Annotated in this window: 14 protein-coding genes and 1 tRNA gene; 9 read left to right on the top strand and 6 right to left on the bottom strand. The window is 71.8% G+C overall.

What is annotated here, in order from left to right; all coding sequences use genetic code 11:
• Positions 1-493: 493 nt before the first annotated feature.
• The 4 genes from A6A06_RS39180 to A6A06_RS39165 form a co-directional block, all read right to left on the bottom strand.
• Positions 494-1,327 carry an S-methyl-5'-thioadenosine phosphorylase gene (locus A6A06_RS39180; RefSeq protein ID WP_073768806.1) on the bottom strand — a complete coding sequence of 278 codons (834 nt, stop codon included), beginning with the start codon at positions 1,325-1,327 and terminating at the stop codon, positions 494-496.
• A 165-nt stretch (positions 1,328-1,492) separates the two neighbouring features.
• The gene (locus A6A06_RS39175) at positions 1,493-1,858 is read right to left on the bottom strand and encodes an FmdB family zinc ribbon protein (protein ID WP_073768805.1); all 366 of its coding nucleotides are present in this window, start codon (positions 1,856-1,858) and stop codon (positions 1,493-1,495) included.
• 69 nt (positions 1,859-1,927) lie between these two features.
• Positions 1,928-3,148: an MFS transporter gene (locus A6A06_RS39170; protein WP_079194659.1), complete on the bottom strand. Its 1,221-nt coding sequence runs from the start codon at positions 3,146-3,148 to the stop codon at positions 1,928-1,930.
• A gap of 470 nt (positions 3,149-3,618) precedes the next feature.
• Positions 3,619-5,226: a potassium/proton antiporter gene (locus A6A06_RS39165; RefSeq protein ID WP_443333831.1), complete on the bottom strand. Its 1,608-nt coding sequence runs from the start codon at positions 5,224-5,226 to the stop codon at positions 3,619-3,621.
• Between the two features lie 240 nt (positions 5,227-5,466).
• Between A6A06_RS39165 and A6A06_RS39160 the strand changes: the two genes are divergently transcribed.
• Positions 5,467-8,358 (top strand): penicillin acylase family protein, encoded by a 2,892-nt coding sequence (locus tag A6A06_RS39160; RefSeq protein ID WP_073768800.1) that lies wholly within the window; start codon positions 5,467-5,469, stop codon positions 8,356-8,358.
• 198 nt (positions 8,359-8,556) lie between these two features.
• Here A6A06_RS39160 and A6A06_RS39155 read toward each other — a convergent pair whose 3' ends face one another.
• The gene (locus A6A06_RS39155; protein WP_073768798.1) at positions 8,557-9,150 is read right to left on the bottom strand and encodes a 5-formyltetrahydrofolate cyclo-ligase; all 594 of its coding nucleotides are present in this window, start codon (positions 9,148-9,150) and stop codon (positions 8,557-8,559) included.
• 80 nt (positions 9,151-9,230) lie between these two features.
• Between A6A06_RS39155 and galU the strand changes: the two genes are divergently transcribed.
• From galU to A6A06_RS39115, 8 genes are all read left to right on the top strand, one after another.
• Positions 9,231-10,133 carry a UTP--glucose-1-phosphate uridylyltransferase GalU gene (gene galU / locus A6A06_RS39150; RefSeq protein ID WP_073768885.1) on the top strand — a complete coding sequence of 301 codons (903 nt, stop codon included), beginning with the start codon at positions 9,231-9,233 and terminating at the stop codon, positions 10,131-10,133.
• A 4-nt stretch (positions 10,134-10,137) separates the two neighbouring features.
• The gene (glp, locus tag A6A06_RS39145) at positions 10,138-11,454 is read left to right on the top strand and encodes a molybdotransferase-like divisome protein Glp (RefSeq protein ID WP_073768796.1); all 1,317 of its coding nucleotides are present in this window, start codon (positions 10,138-10,140) and stop codon (positions 11,452-11,454) included.
• Positions 11,455-11,792: 338 nt separating this feature from the next.
• On the top strand, positions 11,793-12,275 hold the full coding sequence (moaC, locus tag A6A06_RS39140) for a cyclic pyranopterin monophosphate synthase MoaC (RefSeq protein ID WP_073768794.1): 483 nt from the start codon (positions 11,793-11,795) through the stop codon (positions 12,273-12,275).
• Positions 12,272-13,117: a MogA/MoaB family molybdenum cofactor biosynthesis protein gene (locus tag A6A06_RS44095; RefSeq protein ID WP_073768792.1), complete on the top strand. Its 846-nt coding sequence runs from the start codon at positions 12,272-12,274 to the stop codon at positions 13,115-13,117. The genes moaC and A6A06_RS44095 overlap by 4 nt, the downstream gene beginning before the upstream one ends.
• Positions 13,114-13,737 (top strand): GNAT family N-acetyltransferase, encoded by a 624-nt coding sequence (locus A6A06_RS39130; RefSeq protein WP_073768790.1) that lies wholly within the window; start codon positions 13,114-13,116, stop codon positions 13,735-13,737. The genes A6A06_RS44095 and A6A06_RS39130 overlap by 4 nt, the downstream gene beginning before the upstream one ends.
• A 151-nt stretch (positions 13,738-13,888) precedes the next feature.
• Complete coding sequence (gene sepX, locus A6A06_RS39125; RefSeq protein ID WP_073768788.1) at positions 13,889-15,031, top strand: divisome protein SepX/GlpR; 1,143 nt, start codon at positions 13,889-13,891, stop codon at positions 15,029-15,031.
• Between the two features lie 75 nt (positions 15,032-15,106).
• Positions 15,107-15,179, top strand: a tRNA-Ala gene (locus A6A06_RS39120).
• 369 nt (positions 15,180-15,548) lie between these two features.
• Entirely contained in the window at positions 15,549-16,355 is an 807-nt protein-coding gene (locus tag A6A06_RS39115) for a hypothetical protein (protein WP_073768786.1), read from the top strand.
• A gap of 55 nt (positions 16,356-16,410) precedes the next feature.
• Here A6A06_RS39115 and A6A06_RS39110 read toward each other — a convergent pair whose 3' ends face one another.
• Positions 16,411-16,962: a TetR/AcrR family transcriptional regulator gene (locus A6A06_RS39110; RefSeq protein ID WP_079194658.1), complete on the bottom strand. Its 552-nt coding sequence runs from the start codon at positions 16,960-16,962 to the stop codon at positions 16,411-16,413.
• Positions 16,963-17,135: the final 173 nt, after the last annotated feature.

Raw genomic sequence — 17,135 nt, 5'->3', positions numbered from 1 at the left:
CGCCGCGCAGGCGCCCGCGGGGCCCGCGGCGCGCCCTTCGCCGCTCTGGTGGGCCGTGGCGGCCAGGGCCGCGGCCGTCATCGCCAGCCCTGCCGTCACGGTCCGCCGCCGGTGCCGTACCGCCCGTCGCAGCCGGTGGCGCCCGCCCTGGGCCCGCACGGGGGCGAAGTGCGCAACCTCACACGGCGGAGGGAGGGGGAGCGGCGCGGCGGGCTCGTCGGGGGGCTGAGGGGAGGAGGGGCGCGTGGAGGAGAGGTGCGGGGAGGAGAGGTGCGGGGGCGAGGGGTAAGGGGAGGAGGGGTGCGGGGAGTAGGGGTGAGGCACGGTGACCACCGCCTGCGGTGCCGGAATCGGTGCGGACGGTCCCCACCGTGCCCGACTTCGCCGGAGCCTGCTCGGCCCTGTGGACAACCCCGGCCGGCGCTCGCCGCCCGCCGGCCGCTACCCCCGGGTTGTGGAGAAAACGGTCACCCTCTCGTGTCCCCGGCGCCCCTCACGGCAACTGGATCCCCAGGTCCCAGCCCGCGTGCGCGTCCGCACACGAACAGGTCCGTTCCGCGGTGGCCGGCAGCGCGCCCACCGCGTCGAACAGCACCTCGCGCAACCGCCCCACGTTCCGGCCGAAGACCTCCAGCACCTCCTCGTGCGAGACGCCCTCGCCCGTCTCCGTACCCGCGTCCAGGTCCGTGACCAGCGTCAACGACGTGTAGCAGAGGCCCAGCTCGCGAGCCAGCGCCGCTTCCGGGTGGCCGGTCATGCCGACCACCGACCAGCCCTGCGCCGCGTGCCACCGCGACTCCGCGCGGGTCGAGAAGCGCGGCCCTTCGACGACGACGAGCGTGCCGCCGTCCACCGGCTCCCACGCGCGGCCCCGGGCCGCCGTCACCACCGTCTCCCGGCCGACCTGGCAGTACGGGTCGGCGAACGACACGTGCACCACGTTCGGCACACTGCCGTCCGGCAGCGGCACCCCGTCGAAGTACGTCTGCGCCCTGGCCTTCGTACGGTCCACGATCTGGTCCGGTACGAGCAGCGTCCCCGGCCCGTACTCCGGGCGCAGACCGCCCACCGCGCACGGGCCGAGCACCTGCCGCGCGCCGACCGACCGCAGCGCCCACAGGTTGGCGCGGTAGTTGATGCGGTGCGGTGGCAGATGGTGTTTCCGGCCGTGCCGGGGCAGGAAGGCGACGGTGCGCCCGGCCACCTCGCCGAGGAAGAGTGAGTCGCTGGGGGAGCCGTAGGGGGTGTCGACGGTGATCTCTGTCACGTCGTCCAGGAACGAGTAGAAGCCGGACCCGCCGATGACCCCGATTTCCGCGTCAGCCATGCGGTCACATTAATCGCGGGGAGCACTGTTCGAGGGGGAACGCCGCAAGCCCCGCCGTCGGTGACGGCGGGGCTTGCGTGAAGAGTTGTCCCGGAGGGCTGCCGGGCCGCGGTACCGCTCAGGCGGTCAACGGCCGACGGGCGGCAGGCAGGCGGCTGCCGGGCGTCAGGCGGCCGACGTCTTGGGCGTCGAGCTGGAGCCCGTACCCGAAGAGCCCGAGGAGCCCGAAGAGCTCGACGAACCTGCGGACGACTTCGACTCGCTGCCCGAAGAGGACGAGGAGGACGAAGAGGACCCGGAGTCCGAGCCCGACGACGAGGACGAACTCGACGCGGGGGTGCTGCTGGACGACGAGCCGCGGCTGTCGTTCCGGTAGAACCCGGAGCCCTTGAACACGATGCCGACCGCGGAGAACACCTTCTTGAGGCGTCCGTTGCAGGCGGGGCACTCGGTGAGTGCGTCGTCGGTGAACTTCTGCACCGCCTCGAGGCCCTCGCCGCATGCGGTGCACTGATACTGGTAGGTCGGCACTGTGACTTCCTCCTGGCACTCTCACTCAATGAGTGCTAACGACGCTCCATAGTGCAGTATTCCGGCCCGTCAGTCCACTGTTGCCGGAGTACGGTGACCCACCCCACGTCCGACGACCAGTGTTTCGGAGCGCGGCACCAGGTGCCCCCGGAACACCGCCAGCACCACCAGCGCCAGGCCCGTACCGCACAGCGGCACCAGGAAACCGGAGTGCGGTCCGAAGCGGTCCGCCAGCAGACCGGCGACCGTCGACGCAGCCGCCTGGCCGAGGCCGACCGCGCCCGTCAGCCAGGTGAAGGCCTCCGTACGGGCGGACGCCGGCACCAGCGAGTCGACCAGCGTGTAGCCGGTGATCAGCGCCGGGGCGATGCACAGGCCCACCAGCAGGCCCACCGCGCCCATCAGCGGCGCCACGCTGACCGCCCACAGCGGGGTGGTCAGCAGCGTCAGCAGCGCGTACGCGACCAGCAGACGGCGCCGGGGGCCGACCTTCCAGGAGATCGCGCCGCACACGAGGCCGGCCAGCATGTTGCCCGCCGCGAAGACCCCGTACAGCAGGCCGTTGATGCCCGGCTGCCCGATGTCCTCGGCGAAGGCCGTGAGGGAGACCTGCATCCCGCCGAAGACCGTGCCGATGCCGAAGAGGCCCGCGATCAGGACCCGCAGGCCCGGCACCGACAGCGCGGAGACGCGCTTGGCGGAGCTGTCGGCGGACCGGTGCACCGGCGGCTGGCTGCGCCGCTGCGCCGCGAAGAGCAGGCCGCCGCCCAGCGTCAGGACGCCCTCGGCGACCAGGCCCGCCGCCGGGTGGACGCCGGTGCACAGGGCGGTCGCCAGCACCGAGCCGATGACGAAGGTGAACTCGTCGGTCACCGACTCGAAGGCGGTGGACGTCGGCATCAGGGGCGAACCGGTCAGCTTGGCGGCCCACCGGGAGCGCACCATGGGGCCGATCTGCGGCGTCGAGGCGCCGGTCGGTACGGCGATGACCAGCAGCGCCCACAGGGGCGCGTGCGACAGCGCCAGCGCGATCATCGCGGCGACCGCCGCCGCGTGCACCAGTACGCCGGGTACGAGCACCGCGCGCTGCCCGAACCGGTCCGCCAGCTTGCCGCTCTGCGGCGCGAACAGCGCCATCGAGACGCCGGTGACCGCCGAGACGACACCGGCGGTGCCGTACGAGCCGGTGGTGTGCTGGACGAGCAGCAGGATGCTGAACGTCAGCATCGCGAAGGGCTGGCGGGCCAGGAAGCCCGGCAGCAGGAACGCCCACGCGCCGGGGGTGCGCAGCAGCTGCCCGTAACCGGGGCGGGCTTCCTTCGCGGGGGTCTGCCGAGCGGGGGTGGTGTGGTCCGGGGCGGCTTCGCCCTCGGCGCCCTTGCCCGCGTTGTCCTTGACCGCGGATGCCACGGCCGAGCCTTTCTACCGCCTGGTAGCGCGCTGCCCGCGAGGTTGCCACGGGGTGCGCGCCGAGAGCTGTCCTCTCGCGCAGGACCGAGTGATACCGCGTGGTCCGCACCGGGGAGGTGGCTGCGTGTGGCAGGGGACCGCGGCCGCCGAGCGGTCGCGCCAGCTCTGCGTCAGGCAGAGTTGGTTCCTTTGATTGCTGATTCATACTACAGGCCGATACGGGTACCGACAGGCGTGAAGCCCTGGCATCGACCAGGGCTTCACGCCATCTTTCCTACGGTTCGGCGGGCCCGTGGCCCACCCCGCGACCTACCTCGCGCCCCGCGTCCCGTCCCAGGCCCCGTCCCAGGTCAGCGCGCCGGAGTGTGCGGCGGCGCCCCTCCGGTCTTCCTGTCCGGCGCCCCTTTGATCTTCCCGTCCGGCCGGTCTCCGGACCGCCCTCCGGAAGGGTCGCCGGGCCGTACTCCCGCCTTCTTGCCGGGCCGCCGCCCGGCCGGCGGGCCCGGTGCCAGCCACCCGGCCAGCTTGCCGTGCTGGGAGACCGCCTGGAGCCGGTTCTCGACCGCGTCCCGCACCGGATCCGTGGCCACGACCAGCAGGTCGTCCCCGCGCCGCAGCACGGTCGTCGGCGTCGGTACGAAGCTGGTCCCGTCCCGTACGACGAGGGTGACGGCGGCCCCCGGAGGCAGCCGCAGTTCGCTGATCTCCACGCCGTGCATCCGGGACTTCGTACTGATCGTGGTGGACAGCAGATGGCCGCGCAGCCGCTCCAGCGGCGCCGACTCGATCCCGAGGTCGGCGGCCTCCTCGTCGTCCCCCAGGTGCAGCTTCCTGGCGAGCCAGGGCAGCGTCGGGCCCTGGATCAGCGTGTAGACGACGACCAGGATGAAGACGATGTTGAAGACCCGGTCGCTGCCGGGCACACCGCCCACCATGGGGATGGTGGCCAGCACGATCGGTACGGCGCCGCGCAGCCCGGCCCACGACAGCAGCGCCTTCTCCCGCCAGGGCACCTTGAAGGGCAGCAATCCCAGGAATACGGACGTCGGCCGGGCGACGATCGTCAGGATCATGCCGATGATCAGCGCCGGCACCGCGTCGTCGAAGAGGGTGTGCGGGGTGACCAGCAGGCCCAGCAGCACGAACATGCCGATCTGGCCGATCCAGCCGAGCCCTTCGGCGAAGCCGCGGGTGGCGGCGGAGTGCGGCAGTTTCGCGTTGCCGAGGATCAGCGCGGCGATGTAGACGGCGAGGAAGCCGGAGCCGTGCGCCAGCGCGCCCGCCGCGTAGGCGGAGACCGCGATGGCCATCACCGCGATCGGGTACAGACCGGAGGCGGGCAGCGCCACGTGCCGCATCCCGTACGCGCCGAGCCAGCCGACGGCCAGGCCGATGGCCGCGCCGATCGACAGCTCCAGGGCGATCTCGCCGATGAGCGTGTACCAGTGCTCCACCGGTCCGGCGGTGGAGAACGCGACGACGAGGATGACCACGGGGGCGTCGTTGAAGCCGGACTCGGCCTCCAGGACGCCGGTCAGCCGGGAGGGCAGCGGCACGTTGCGCAGGACGGAGAAGACCGCCGCGGCGTCCGTGGAGGAGACCACCGCGCCGATGAGCAGGGCCTGGCGCCAGTCCAGGCCGACGAGGTAGTGCGCTCCGGCCGCGGTGACCCCCACGCTCACCGCGACACCGAACGTCGACAGCACCGCGGCCCTGGGCAGCGCGGGTTTGATCTCTTTCCACTTCGTGCCGAGGCCGCCCTCGGCCAGGATCACGACCAGAGCGGTGTAGCCCAGTATCTGGGTCAGCTCGGCGTTGTCGAAGACGACACCGCCGAATCCGTCCTGCCCTATGGCGATGCCTATCCCCAGATAGATGAGCAGGCTGGGCAACCCGCTACGGGAGGAGACGCGTACCGCTGCGACCGCGATGAGCAGGACGAGGGCGCAGATCAGCAGGAGTTCGTTGAGGCGGTCGACAGTCAGGACTGGTCCTTCCTCGTGGCGGGCCGGTCAGGCACGGGAGTCGGGCACGGGGGTGGAACGGGTGAGCTTTCCTTACCGTATCTAGTTACTGAGACTAACAATTTACCATTGCTTGAATCTTGGAGGTGCCGGCGGCTACACCGCGTAGGGCTCGGCGGACCCGTGCGCCTATGGTTGCTCCAGCACTCCCACCCTGCCCCTCGAAGGACAGAGATGCCCGCCAACAAGTCCGCCCCCGCCCCTGACAAGGCTGCGAAGAAGCCGAAGAAGAAGGGGCGGCGCGGCCGCCTCGTCGCGATCACGGTCGTGCTTCTGCTCGTGGCGGGCATCGGCTACGGCGCGTTCTGGGGCGTCAGCACCGTCCGCGCCTCGTACCCCCAGACCACCGGCTCCCTCAAACTGGCCGGCCTGACCGCCCCCGTCGACGTCTCGCGCGACGGCAACGGCATTCCGCAGATCTACGCGGACACCGACGAAGACCTCTTCCGCGCCCAGGGCTTCGTCCAGGCCCAGGACCGCTTCTGGGAGATGGACGTGCGCCGCCACATGACGGCCGGCCGCCTCTCGGAGATGTTCGGCCAGAGCCAGGTCGACACCGACGCCTTCCTGCGCACGCTCGGCTGGCACGACGTCGCGCAGCGGGAGTACGACACCAAGCTCTCCCCGGAGACGAAGAAGTACCTCCAGGCGTACTCCGACGGCGTCAACGCCTACCTCAAGGACCACGAGGGGTCGGCGCTCTCCCTGGAGTACGCGGCCCTCGGCTTCCAGAACGACTACAAGCCCCACAAGTGGACCCCGGTCGACTCGGTGGCCTGGCTCAAGGCCATGGCCTGGGACCTGCGCGGCAACATGCAGGACGAGATCGACCGCGCCCTGATGACCAGTCGTTTCAGCCCGACGCAGATCGACCAGCTCTACCCCAAGTACCCGGCCAAGCGGAACCGGCCGATCGTCGAGGGCGGCGCGGTCGACCCGGCCACCAAGGAATTCGACGCCAAGGCCACCCCGAGCGGCGGCTCGCAGAACAATTCCGGGCAGAGCAACTCCGGGCAGAGCAACTCCGGCCTGAATTCGGGCACGGGTACGGGCACGGGTTCAGGTACGGGTACGGGGGGCGGCGCCGGTACGCGTACCGGCCAGGGAACCGGCACCGGCACGGGAACCGGCACCAGCCTGCACTCCGCCTCCTCCGCCACCCAGGGCGTGAAGTCCCAGCTCGCCTCGGTCTCCAAGTCCCTGGAGCAGATCCCGGCCCTGCTCGGCCCCAACGGCAACGGCATCGGCTCCAACTCGTGGGTCGTCTCCGGCGCCCACACCACCACCGGAAAGCCGCTGCTCGCCAACGACCCGCACCTGGCCCCCCAGATGCCGTCGCTCTGGTACCAGATGGGTCTGCACTGCCGCACCACCAGCGCCAAGTGCAACTACGACGTCTCCGGTTACACCTTCTCCGGGATGCCCGGCGTGGTCATCGGTCACAACCAGGACATCTCCTGGGGCATGACCAACCTGGGCGCCGACGTCACCGACCTGTACCTGGAGAAGATCAACGCCAACGGGTACCTGTCCAAGGACAAGCTCCAGCCGTACAAGACCCGCAAGGAGACCATCAAGGTCGCCGGCGGCGCGGACCGCGAGATCACGGTCCGCTCGACCGACAACGGCCCGCTGATCTCCGACCGCGACGACGAGATGTCCCGGGTCGGCAAGCAGGCGCCGGTCGGCAACGCGGCACCGGACCGCGGCGACGGCTACGGCGTCTCGCTGCGCTGGACCGCCCTGGAGCCGGGCAAGTCGATGGACGCGGTCTTCGAACTGAACCGGGCCAAGAACTGGACGGACTTCCGCAAGGCCGCCGCCGACTTCGAGGTGCCGTCGCAGAACCTGATCTACGCCGACACCAAGGGCAACATCGGCTACCAGGCGCCCGGCCGCATCCCGATCCGCGGCAAGGGCTACGACGGCACGCTGCCCGCCCCCGGCTGGGACCCCAAGGCCCGCTGGGACGGCTACGTGCCCCAGAAGGCGCTGCCCAACGAGTACAACCCGGCGCGCGGCTACATCGTCACCGCCAACCAGGCCGTCGTCGACCCGGACAAGTACCCGTACCTGCTGACCAAGGACTGGGGCTACGGCGCCCGCAGCCAGCGGATCAACGACCTCATCCAGTCGAAGATCAAGGACGGCGGCAAGGTCTCCACCGACGACATGCAGACGATGCAGATGGACAACAGCAGCGAGATCGCCAAGCTGCTGACGCCCTACCTGCTGAAGATCAACGTGGACGACGCGTACGTCCGCGAGGCGCAGAAGCTGCTGGAGGGCTGGGACTACACCCAGGAGCCCGACTCGGCCGCCGCCGCGTACTTCAACGCGGTCTGGCGCAACACCCTCAAGCTGGCCTTCGGCAACAAGATGCCCAAGGAACTGCGGGTCGAGGGCCAGTGCCTCAACGTCCGCGCGGCCGACGACACCGGCCCCGCCGACGACCAGGACAGGCCCGTGCGCGAGTGCGGCGAGCGCGCCCCCGACCAGGCACAGCCCGACGGCGGCGACCGCTGGTACGAGGTCGTCCGGTCCATCATCGAGGACCCGAAGAACGACTGGTGGAAGACCGAGTCCCGGCCCGGACGCGTCCAGGACGCCAACCGCGACCAGCTTCTCGGCCACGCCATGCGGGACGCGCGCTACGAGCTGACCAGCAAGCTCGGCAAGAACGTCGACAACTGGAGCTGGGGCCGCCTGCACCAGATGTTCCTGAAGAACCAGACCCTGGGCACCAGCGGTCCCGGCATCCTCCAGGGCCTCTTCAACCGCGGCCCCTGGAACCTGGGCGGCGGCGAGGCGGCCGTCGACGCCACCGGCTGGAACGCGGCCGGCGGCTACGGGGTCACCTGGGTCCCGTCGATGCGGATGGTCGTCAACCTGGCCGACTTGGACAAGTCGCGCTGGATCAACCTGACGGGCGCCTCCGGGCACGCGTACAGCTCGCACTACTACGACCAGACGGACAAGTGGGCCAAGGGCGAACTGCTGCCGTGGGCCTTCTCCCAGAAGGCCGTCAAGGCCGCGGCCAAGGACACGCTGACCCTGTCACCGTGACGGTCGCCGTGCCGGGGCACTGACCTCGCAGGCCGGGCGGGTCCGAGATTCTTCGGGCCCGCCCGGTGGCGTTCCGGCGTTCCGGCTTTCTGCGGTTCTGCCGCTGTGCCGTTCTGGCTTTCTGCCGCTCACGGGCGGACTGCCCACCTGCCGGCCCGCGAATGTGTCCGTACCGCTCGAATACGGCCACAAAGCTGGTTATCCGGCGAACCGGTGCACACCCCCCGGCGTCACCGCCACGTCCACCGGCCGGTCGTGCGCCTCGGCCGGCACCTCCGGCAGTACCTCCGCGTCGTACAGAAGCACCACCCTGGCCGGCCGCACGCCCGCCTTCTCCAGCCGCTCCAGAACCCGGTCGTACGACCCGCCGCCGCGGCCCAGCCGCATCCCGCGCCGGTCCACCGCCAGCCCCGGCAGCAGCACGGTGTCCGCCCCGGTGACGGCCTGCGGCCCCAACCGGGGCCCGGCGGGCTCCAGCAGCCCCCGCCCGGCGCGTACGAGGCCCTCGGCGCCGTCGTACGGAGCCCAGTCCAGATCGTTGTCCGGCAGCAGTACGGGCAGCAGCACCCGCACCCCGGCCGCGTGCAACTGGTCCAACAGCGCGTGCGTGGACGGCTCGCGCCCCACCGACACGTACGCGGCGACCGTGCCCGCCCCCGCCAGCTCCGGAAGAGCCAGCGCCCGGCGCGCCAGCACCGCCCCCGCCGCCCGGATTTCACCGCCCGGCAACTGGGCCCTCACGTCCAGGAGATCGCGCCGCAACCCGCGCTTCGTACCGTCGTAACCACTCATGATGCGCCGTCGCTCCCGCTCCTGTGACCCGTTCCCGGGACCCCATCTTCCGCCGCAGAGCGACGGTTATCGTGATCCGCATGACTCCATCGCGTACTCGGATCACCAAGGCTGTCATCCCGGCGGCCGGTCTCGGGACCCGCTTCCTCCCGGCGACCAAGGCCACGCCCAAGGAGATGCTGCCGGTCGTCGACAAACCCGCCATCCAGTACGTCGTGGAGGAGGCCGCCACCGCCGGACTCTCCGACGTCCTGATGGTGACCGGCCGCAACAAGCGTCCCCTTGAGGACCATTTCGACCGCAATTACGAACTCGAAGAGGCCCTGGACCGCAAGGGCGACGAGTCGCGGCTCGCCCGCGTCCAGGAGTCCAGCGACCTGGCGACCATGCACTACGTCCGCCAGGGCGACCCCAGGGGCCTCGGCCACGCCGTGCTGTGCGCCGCCCCGCACGTCGGCGACCAGCCCTTCGCCGTCATGCTCGGCGACGACCTGATCGACCCGCGCGACCCGCTGCTCCAGCGCATGATCGAGGTACAGGAGCAGTACGGGGGCTCCGTCATCGCCCTCATGGAGGTCGACCCCGCGCAGATCCACCTCTACGGCTGCGCCGCCGCCGCGCCCGACGGCGACGACGACGTGGTGCTCGTCTCCGACCTGGTCGAGAAGCCGGATCCGGCCGACGCCCCCAGCAACCTTGCCATCATCGGCCGCTACGTCCTGGACCCGGCCGTCTTCGAGGTGCTGCGCACCACCGAGCCGGGCCGCGGCGGCGAGATCCAGCTGACCGACGCCCTCCAGGCGCTCGCCGCCGACCCGAGCCTCGGCGGCCCCGTACACGGCGTGGTCTTCAAGGGACGCCGCTATGACACCGGGGACCGCGGCGACTACCTCCGCGCCATTGTCAGACTGGCATGCGAACGTGAGGACCTGGGCCCGGAGTTCCGGACCTGGCTGCGCAGCTTCGTCAGCGAGGAGATGTGACACCGTGAGCGCCACCACCGGCCGGACCACCCACCAGGAACGCGTCTGGTCGGTGGCCGACCACCTCGACGACGTACTGTCCAAGATCCACCCGCTGGAGCCGATCGAACTCCACCTCCTCGACGCGCTGGGGTGCGTCCTGGTGGAGGACGTCACCGTCCCCGCCGCCCTGCCGCCCTTCGACAACAGCTCCATGGACGGGTACGCGGTCCGCGTCGCCGACGTGGCGGGCGCCACCGAGGACTTCCCCGCCGCGCTGACCGTGGTCGGCGACGTCGCGGCCGGCAGCGCCGCACTGCCCGCCGTCGGCCCCGGCGAGGCCGCCCGGATCATGACCGGCGCGCCGCTGCCGCCCGGCGCCGAGGCCGTCGTCCCCGTGGAGTGGACCGACGGCGGTACGGGCCGCGGGCCCGCCGAGGCGATGCGCGCGCACAGCGCAGCGCCCGAGGCCGCCGGCGGCGAGGTCCGGGTCCACCGCCCGGTGGACGCGCGCCAGTACGTCCGCGCCCGGGGCAGCGACGTCCCGGCCGGTGAACTGGCCCTGCCGGCCGGCACCGTCCTCGGCCCCGCCCAGACCGGCCTGCTCGCCGCCATCGGCCGCGCCACGGTCCGGGTCCGGCCGCGCCCCCGGGTCGTGGTGCTGTCCACCGGCAGCGAACTGGTCCAGCCCGGAGAAGAGTTGGCCCCCGGCCAGATCCACGACTCCAACAGCTTCCAGCTCACCGCCGCCGCCCGCGCGGCCGGCGCCATCGCCTACCGGGTCGGCGCCGTCGCCGACGACGCCGAGACGCTGCGCGCCACCCTGGAGGACCAGCTCATCCGGGCCGACATCCTGGTGACCAGCGGCGGCGTCAGCGTCGGCGCGTACGACGTGGTCAAGGAGACCCTCGCGGACCTCTCCGCCGAGGAGGGCACCGTCGAGTTCCGCAAGCTGGCCATGCAGCCCGGCAAGCCGCAGGGCTTCGGCCTCATCGGCCCGGACCGCACACCGCTGCTGGCCCTGCCCGGCAACCCGGTCAGCTCGTACGTATCCTTCGAACTGTTCGTACGCCCCGCCATCCGTACGCTCATGGGCCTGCCCGACGTGCACCGCCACACCTCCCGGGCCACCTGCGGCGCGCCGATCGCCTCCTCGCCGGAGGGCAAGCGGCAGTTCCTGCGCGGCTGGTACGACGCCGACACCACCACCGTCACGCCCGTGGGCGGCGCCGGATCGCACCTGATCAAGGCGCTCGCCCAGGCCAACGCGCTGATCGTGGTCCCGGAGGAGACGACGGAGGTCGCGGAGGGGGCGGAGGTGGAGGTGGTGTTGCTGGGGTGAAAGAGGAGGGAGAGCAAGGAGAGGGAGGAAGGAGACGACCGGGAAGCCGGGGTGCGGGGTTCGTGAGTGCACGAGGCGGCTTACGGGGCGGCTTACGGTGCGGCCTATGGGGCGGCTTACGGGGGCGCGTGCCGGATCGTGTGCGGGATCGGGCGTCGGACCGAGTACGGACGTGCGTGCGAGATCGCGTGCGGCCTCGCCAGGGCTTGGCCGGAGGTGGGGTGGGCGCCGGGGTCCGGCGGGCCGTGGGTGCCGTCCTCGCCGGGTAGCCGGGTGACGGCAGACGCCTGCGGGTACGGTGTCGTCGCACAGGCGGCACGGTCCGGACCGGGAGAACGATGAGCAGCGGCCAGCAAGATCTCACCCACCTCGACGCGTCGGGCGCGGCCCGCATGGTCGACGTCTCCGGGAAGGACGTCACCGCGCGCACCGCCCGCGCCAGCGGCCGCGTCCTGGTCTCGCCGCGCGTTGTCGAGCTGCTGCGCGGAGAGGGCGTCCCGAAGGGCGACGCGCTCGCCACCGCCCGCATCGCGGGCATCATGGGCGCCAAGCGCACCCCCGACCTGATCCCGCTGTGCCACCCGCTCGCGGTGTCCGGGGTCGAGGTGGACCTGAAGGTGGCCGACGACGCCGTGGAGATCCTCGCCACGGTCCGCACCACCGACCGCACGGGCGTCGAGATGGAGGCCCTGACGGCCGTCTCGGTCGCCGCCCTGACCGTCGTGGACATGGTCAAGGCCGTCGACAAGGGCGCGGTCGTCACCGACGTACGGGTAGAGGAGAAAACGGGCGGCAAGTCGGGCCACTGGAGCCGGTCGTGACCGCGGACAAGGACCGGGGCCAGGGCGTACGGCGCGGAACGGCCGACCCGGGACCGGACGCCGCACCCGACGGCGAGCCGCGTACGACTCCGAACCCGGGTCCGAACCCGACACCGAACCCGGGCCCGGGAACGGCCACCGACCGGCCCGCCGCCGCGGCTCCCCGTCCCAGCCCGGGACCGGGCACCGCCCCCGGCGCGCCCGGCGCCGCCACCCCAGCCAACCCGGGCCCGGGAGCCACCGCGGACCATCCGGGCCCCGGCTCGGCGGCCCGGCATTCCCCCTCTCAGCACCCCCAGCCCCAATACCCCCACCAGCCGCCCTCTTCCCCTTCTCCTCCCCGGGCCCTCGTCGTCACCGCGTCCAACCGTGCGGCGGCCGGCGTGTACGCGGACAAGGGGGGCCCGCTGCTGGCCGAGGGCCTGGCCGCGATGGGCTTCACGGTCGACGGACCGCAGGTGGTCCCGGACGGCGACCCGGTCGAGGCCGCGCTGCGCGCCGCCGTCACCGCCGCGTACGACGTCGTCCTGACCACCGGCGGTACGGGCATCTCGCCCACCGACCGCACCCCCGACGTCACCCGCCGCGTCATCGATCACGAGGTCCCCGGCATCCCCGAGGCGATCCGCGCCGCGGGCCGGGCGAAGGTGCCCACCGCCGCGCTCTCCCGCGGCCTGGCCGGAGTCGCGGGCCGTACGCTGATCGTCAACCTGCCCGGCTCCACCGGCGGCGTACGCGACGGACTGGCCGTCCTCGCCGACCTCCTCCCGCACGCGGTGGACCAGCTACGGGGCGGCGACCACACCCCGCCGGACGCGGACGCCACCGGGAGCGCACACTGAACGCCCCCTGGCCCGCCGTACTGGCGGACGGTGAAACCGCCCTCCGCCCGATAAAGCTGCGCGATCAACGGGCCTGGCGTGAGGTCAACCGCCGCAACCGCGACTGGCTGCGCCCCTGGGAAGCGACCATCCCGCCGCCCCCGCCGGGCATCCCCTCGCCACACCGGCCCACCTACCGGCAGATGGTCCGCCACCTGCGCGCGGAGGCGCACGCCGGCCGGATGCTGCCGTTCGTCGTGGAGCACCGCGGCCGGCTGGCCGGGCAGCTGACGGTGGCCGGTATCACCTGGGGCTCGATGTGTTCGGGCCATGTCGGCTACTGGGTCGACGAGGCGGTGGCCGGCCGCGGCGTCATACCGACCGCGGTGGCCCTCGCCGTCGACCACTGCTTCCGCTCGGTGGGCCTGCACCGCGTCGAGGTCTGTATTCGGCCGGAGAACCTGCCCAGCCGCCGGGTCGTGGAGAAACTCGGCTTTCGCGAGGAGGGGCTGCGGCCGCGCTATCTGCACATCGACGGGGCCTGGCGCGACCACCTCGTATTCGCGCTGACCGCGGAGGAGGTGCCCGAGGGGCTGTTGAGCCGCTGGCACCGGGAGAAGCCCAGCACACCCCACAAATAAAATAAATGTTCGAACCGTTTCACCAATTGGCCACAAACGCGTGCGGCTGATCTCAACAATCACAAAAAAAGTTCGAGATATCAGCCAGATCGTGCGACACACCGGCTCAATTGGCGGATGGCCCCCCGCAAACCCCTCTACCGTGTGAGACGTGAGCAGCAGCGGCCTCATCTACGCAGTCATCGTCGGGGCCTGGGCCGCCTACTTGGTGCCGATGTGGCTCCGCAGGCAGGACGAGCTCAATGAAGCCCGGCCGACGGAGCGCTTCAGTACCGCCATCCGGCTCCTTTCGGGGCGCGCGGCCATGGAGCGCCGTTACGCCAAGGGGCTGGAAGGGCAAGGCGGCCGTTCCACCGACGATGCGAGCGATGCGCGTGAGCCGGACGCCACGGCCGACGAGGCCGACGTCCGGGACTTCGACGCGCCCGCGAACGAGGCCCCGCCCGCCCCTCAGCGCCAGCAGGCAGCCGCGGCCGGTGCCGCGCCGCCCGGCGGCAGGCCCGCCTCCGCGGGCGTCGCGGCGCCCGGAGCGGCACCCCGCCCCGGCAAGAAACCCGGCTTCGGACGGGCCCCCACCGCCGACCGCATGAAGCGGGCCAAGGTCCTGGCCCGCCGTCGGCGCACCACCACGGTCCTCTTCTTCACCTTCACCATCGGCACGGTCATCGCAGCCGTCGGCGGCTTCGCCTTCCTCTGGGCACCGGCCATCCCCGCCATACTCCTCAGCGCGTACATCGTCTACCTCCGCGCCCAGGAACGGCGCCGTTTCACCTTCACGATGGACCAGCGCCAGGCGGAGGCGGCCGCGCAACGGCTACGGGAGGGCAGGCCACGCCCTCAGCAGGCGTCCCAGCAGCCTCCCGCCGACGAAGCCCCCGCTGAGGACGCCGCCTCCGCCCTCCCCGCCCCGGCGCGCCCCGCCGCGCCCACCGCCCGTCCGGAACCGGCGTCGACAGCCGGCCGCCGGGCCCTGGTGGAGGAGACCGACCACGCGGAGTGGGTCGACCAGCAGCGCGAACGCGAGCGCGCCGAGCCCGGCGGCTGGGATCCCGTCCCGGTCCCGCTCCCGACCTACGTCACGGCCCCGGTCGCCCCGCGCGCCACCAGCCACGTCGACCTGGACGCCGACGACGCCTGGAGCTCCGCCCGCTCCGGCCCGGCCACCGAAACCCCCCAGCCGGCCCCCGCCCCCGACCCGCGCCGCCGCTCCGCGTCCGGCCGCCGCTCCCGGGGCCGCACCCCCCTGTTCGACCAGTACGCCGACGACGACCGGCCCCGCGCGGCGAACGAGTGACTGCCCGCAGCTGACCAGCACGGGAAGCGATTTTTGAGCACCCGGACAAGGATGCTAGAGTTTCACTCGTCGCAAGGGCCTGTGGCGCAGCTGGTAGCGCACCTCGTTCGCAACGAGGGGGTCAGGGGTTCGAATCCCCTCAGGTCCACCGACGGGCTTCGCGGTCAACTCGCGAGCAGCCCATGAGATCCCGGTCAGACGGTCACCGTCCGGCCGGGATTTCTGCTGTGTGTTGCAAGGCCGTATTCGGCAGATCATATGACTGCCGCAGCATCACGGCTGTCACCGTCGTTTCCGCTCCCACTGCTCCTATTGCCCAGGTCATGCAGGGGTTGCCGGTACCTCTCGCCGTTACGGCCTGCTCGGCGGAACGTGGTTGTGCACAGGGCGGAACGCGGGTTGTCCACAGGCCAGTTGATTGTTGGCGCCGGGCCCTAAAGTTGATTTTTGCGGGGCCGGTGGGCTCCGTCATGGGTACGTGATCGGGTATCCGATGGCGGTGGCAACGGGAGGGCACATGGCCAAGGAACGGGCGTTCGGGCCGCATCAGCTGGCCGAGTGGCTGGGGATCGAGCCGCGGCACGTACGGCGTGCCGAGACCAGGGGGCTGATTCCGCCCCCGGATGTCGGGGACGAGCGGTGGTCGGAGGGGGTGGCCAAGACGCTGCCGGACCGCGTCGAGGAAATCCTGTCCCTGGTGGGCGACGAGCACTACGTGACGGCGCAGGACGCGGAAAAAGCCGGGCGACGTAAGACGGTCCAGGGGGATTCGTTCGGGCCGCATCAGCTGGCGAGTGAGCTGGAGCTCCAGCGGTGGCAGGCCGGCCGGGCCGAGCAGCGGGGGATGATCCCGCCGCCGGATGTGGACGGCAAGCGCTGGTCGCGCGAGGTGGTGGAGGGGCTGCGGGAGCGGGTGGACGAGATCCGGGAAGCGCTGGGTGAGCACCCCGGGGTGGGATCTGTCGACGCGGCGAAGCATCTGGCCGGGCGTACGGAGCTGGAGGTCGAGCGGGAGGACGTGCGGGCTCTGGCGGGGGAAGGGCACCTTCGGCCGGTGGGGGACTTCCGGGGATATCCGATGTACAGCCTGGAGAGTCTGGACGCGCTGGACGGGGAACTGGTCGCGGGTGTGGTGGGCGACCGGCTGCGGTGGTTGGAGCGGAGCGTGACGGCGAAGGAAGCGGCGGCGTTGCTGGGGTGGCCGGCCGGGAGGTTCGAGGTGACGGCGGAGCGGAACGGCTTGACGCCGGGGCGGCTCGGCCGGTTCGACCGGATAGCGGTCGAGGGGCTGCCGGAGAGGGATGGGGTGAGGCGGGCGGAGTAAGAGGGAGGGGGGATTAGGGGGAGAAGGGAATTGGGGGGGGGCGGCTGAGGGGGTGTTAGGCGGGGAGGAGGGATCGGGCCTGGGCGCGGGCGTGAAGGATGGGGGAGGGGAAGACGGCCAGGCCGTGTGTGACCAGGGCGCCCTCGTGGAGGAGTAGGAGAGTGCGGGCCAGGTGGTCCGGGTCCGGGGCGGCCAGAACGCGGGTGAGGTCGGTGAACAGGGCCAGCATCCAGGCTTTCTGGCCGGTGATGATCGCGTACGCCGGGTGGGCCGGGTCGCTGATCTCGGCGTGCGCCTTGACCATGCTGCAGCCCTTGGTGCTGTGCTCCACGGACCAGGCGTGCGAGGCGTCGAAGACGGCCAGGATGCGGTCGGCCGGGCCGGGGCCGGCGGCTTCGAGGTGCTCGGCGAGGAAGACGCGCCAGCGTTCGTCGCGTTCGGCCAGGTACTCCACGACGATCTGTTCTTTGGAGCCGAACCGGTCGTAGAGAGTCTTCTTCGTGACCCCGGCCTCGGTCGCGATCAGGTCGACCCCGACGGCGTGGATGCCGCGCTCGTAGAACAGCTTGGCGGCGGCAGCGCGCACGCGGAGCGCACCCGGGGTCATGGAGACGCGGCGCGGGGAGTGGCCGAGCGGAGGCGTGGTCGAGGGCGCGTTCGGCGGCTTGGACGGTGACATGGTCGGCTCCTCGGGTGTCTGGGGTGGGGTGACGGCGGGGCGAGGGGGAGGACGGGGTGACGGGGGGGCAGGGCGGCCGAGGGGGCGCGGGGGGGGGGGGT

Origin of the sequence: Streptomyces sp. CB02923, from assembly GCF_001905005.1 — a bacterium.
GTDB lineage: Bacteria > Actinomycetota > Actinomycetes > Streptomycetales > Streptomycetaceae > Streptomyces.
Note: the sequence above shows the minus strand (reverse complement) of the source record. Positions and strands in the feature narration are given on the sequence as shown.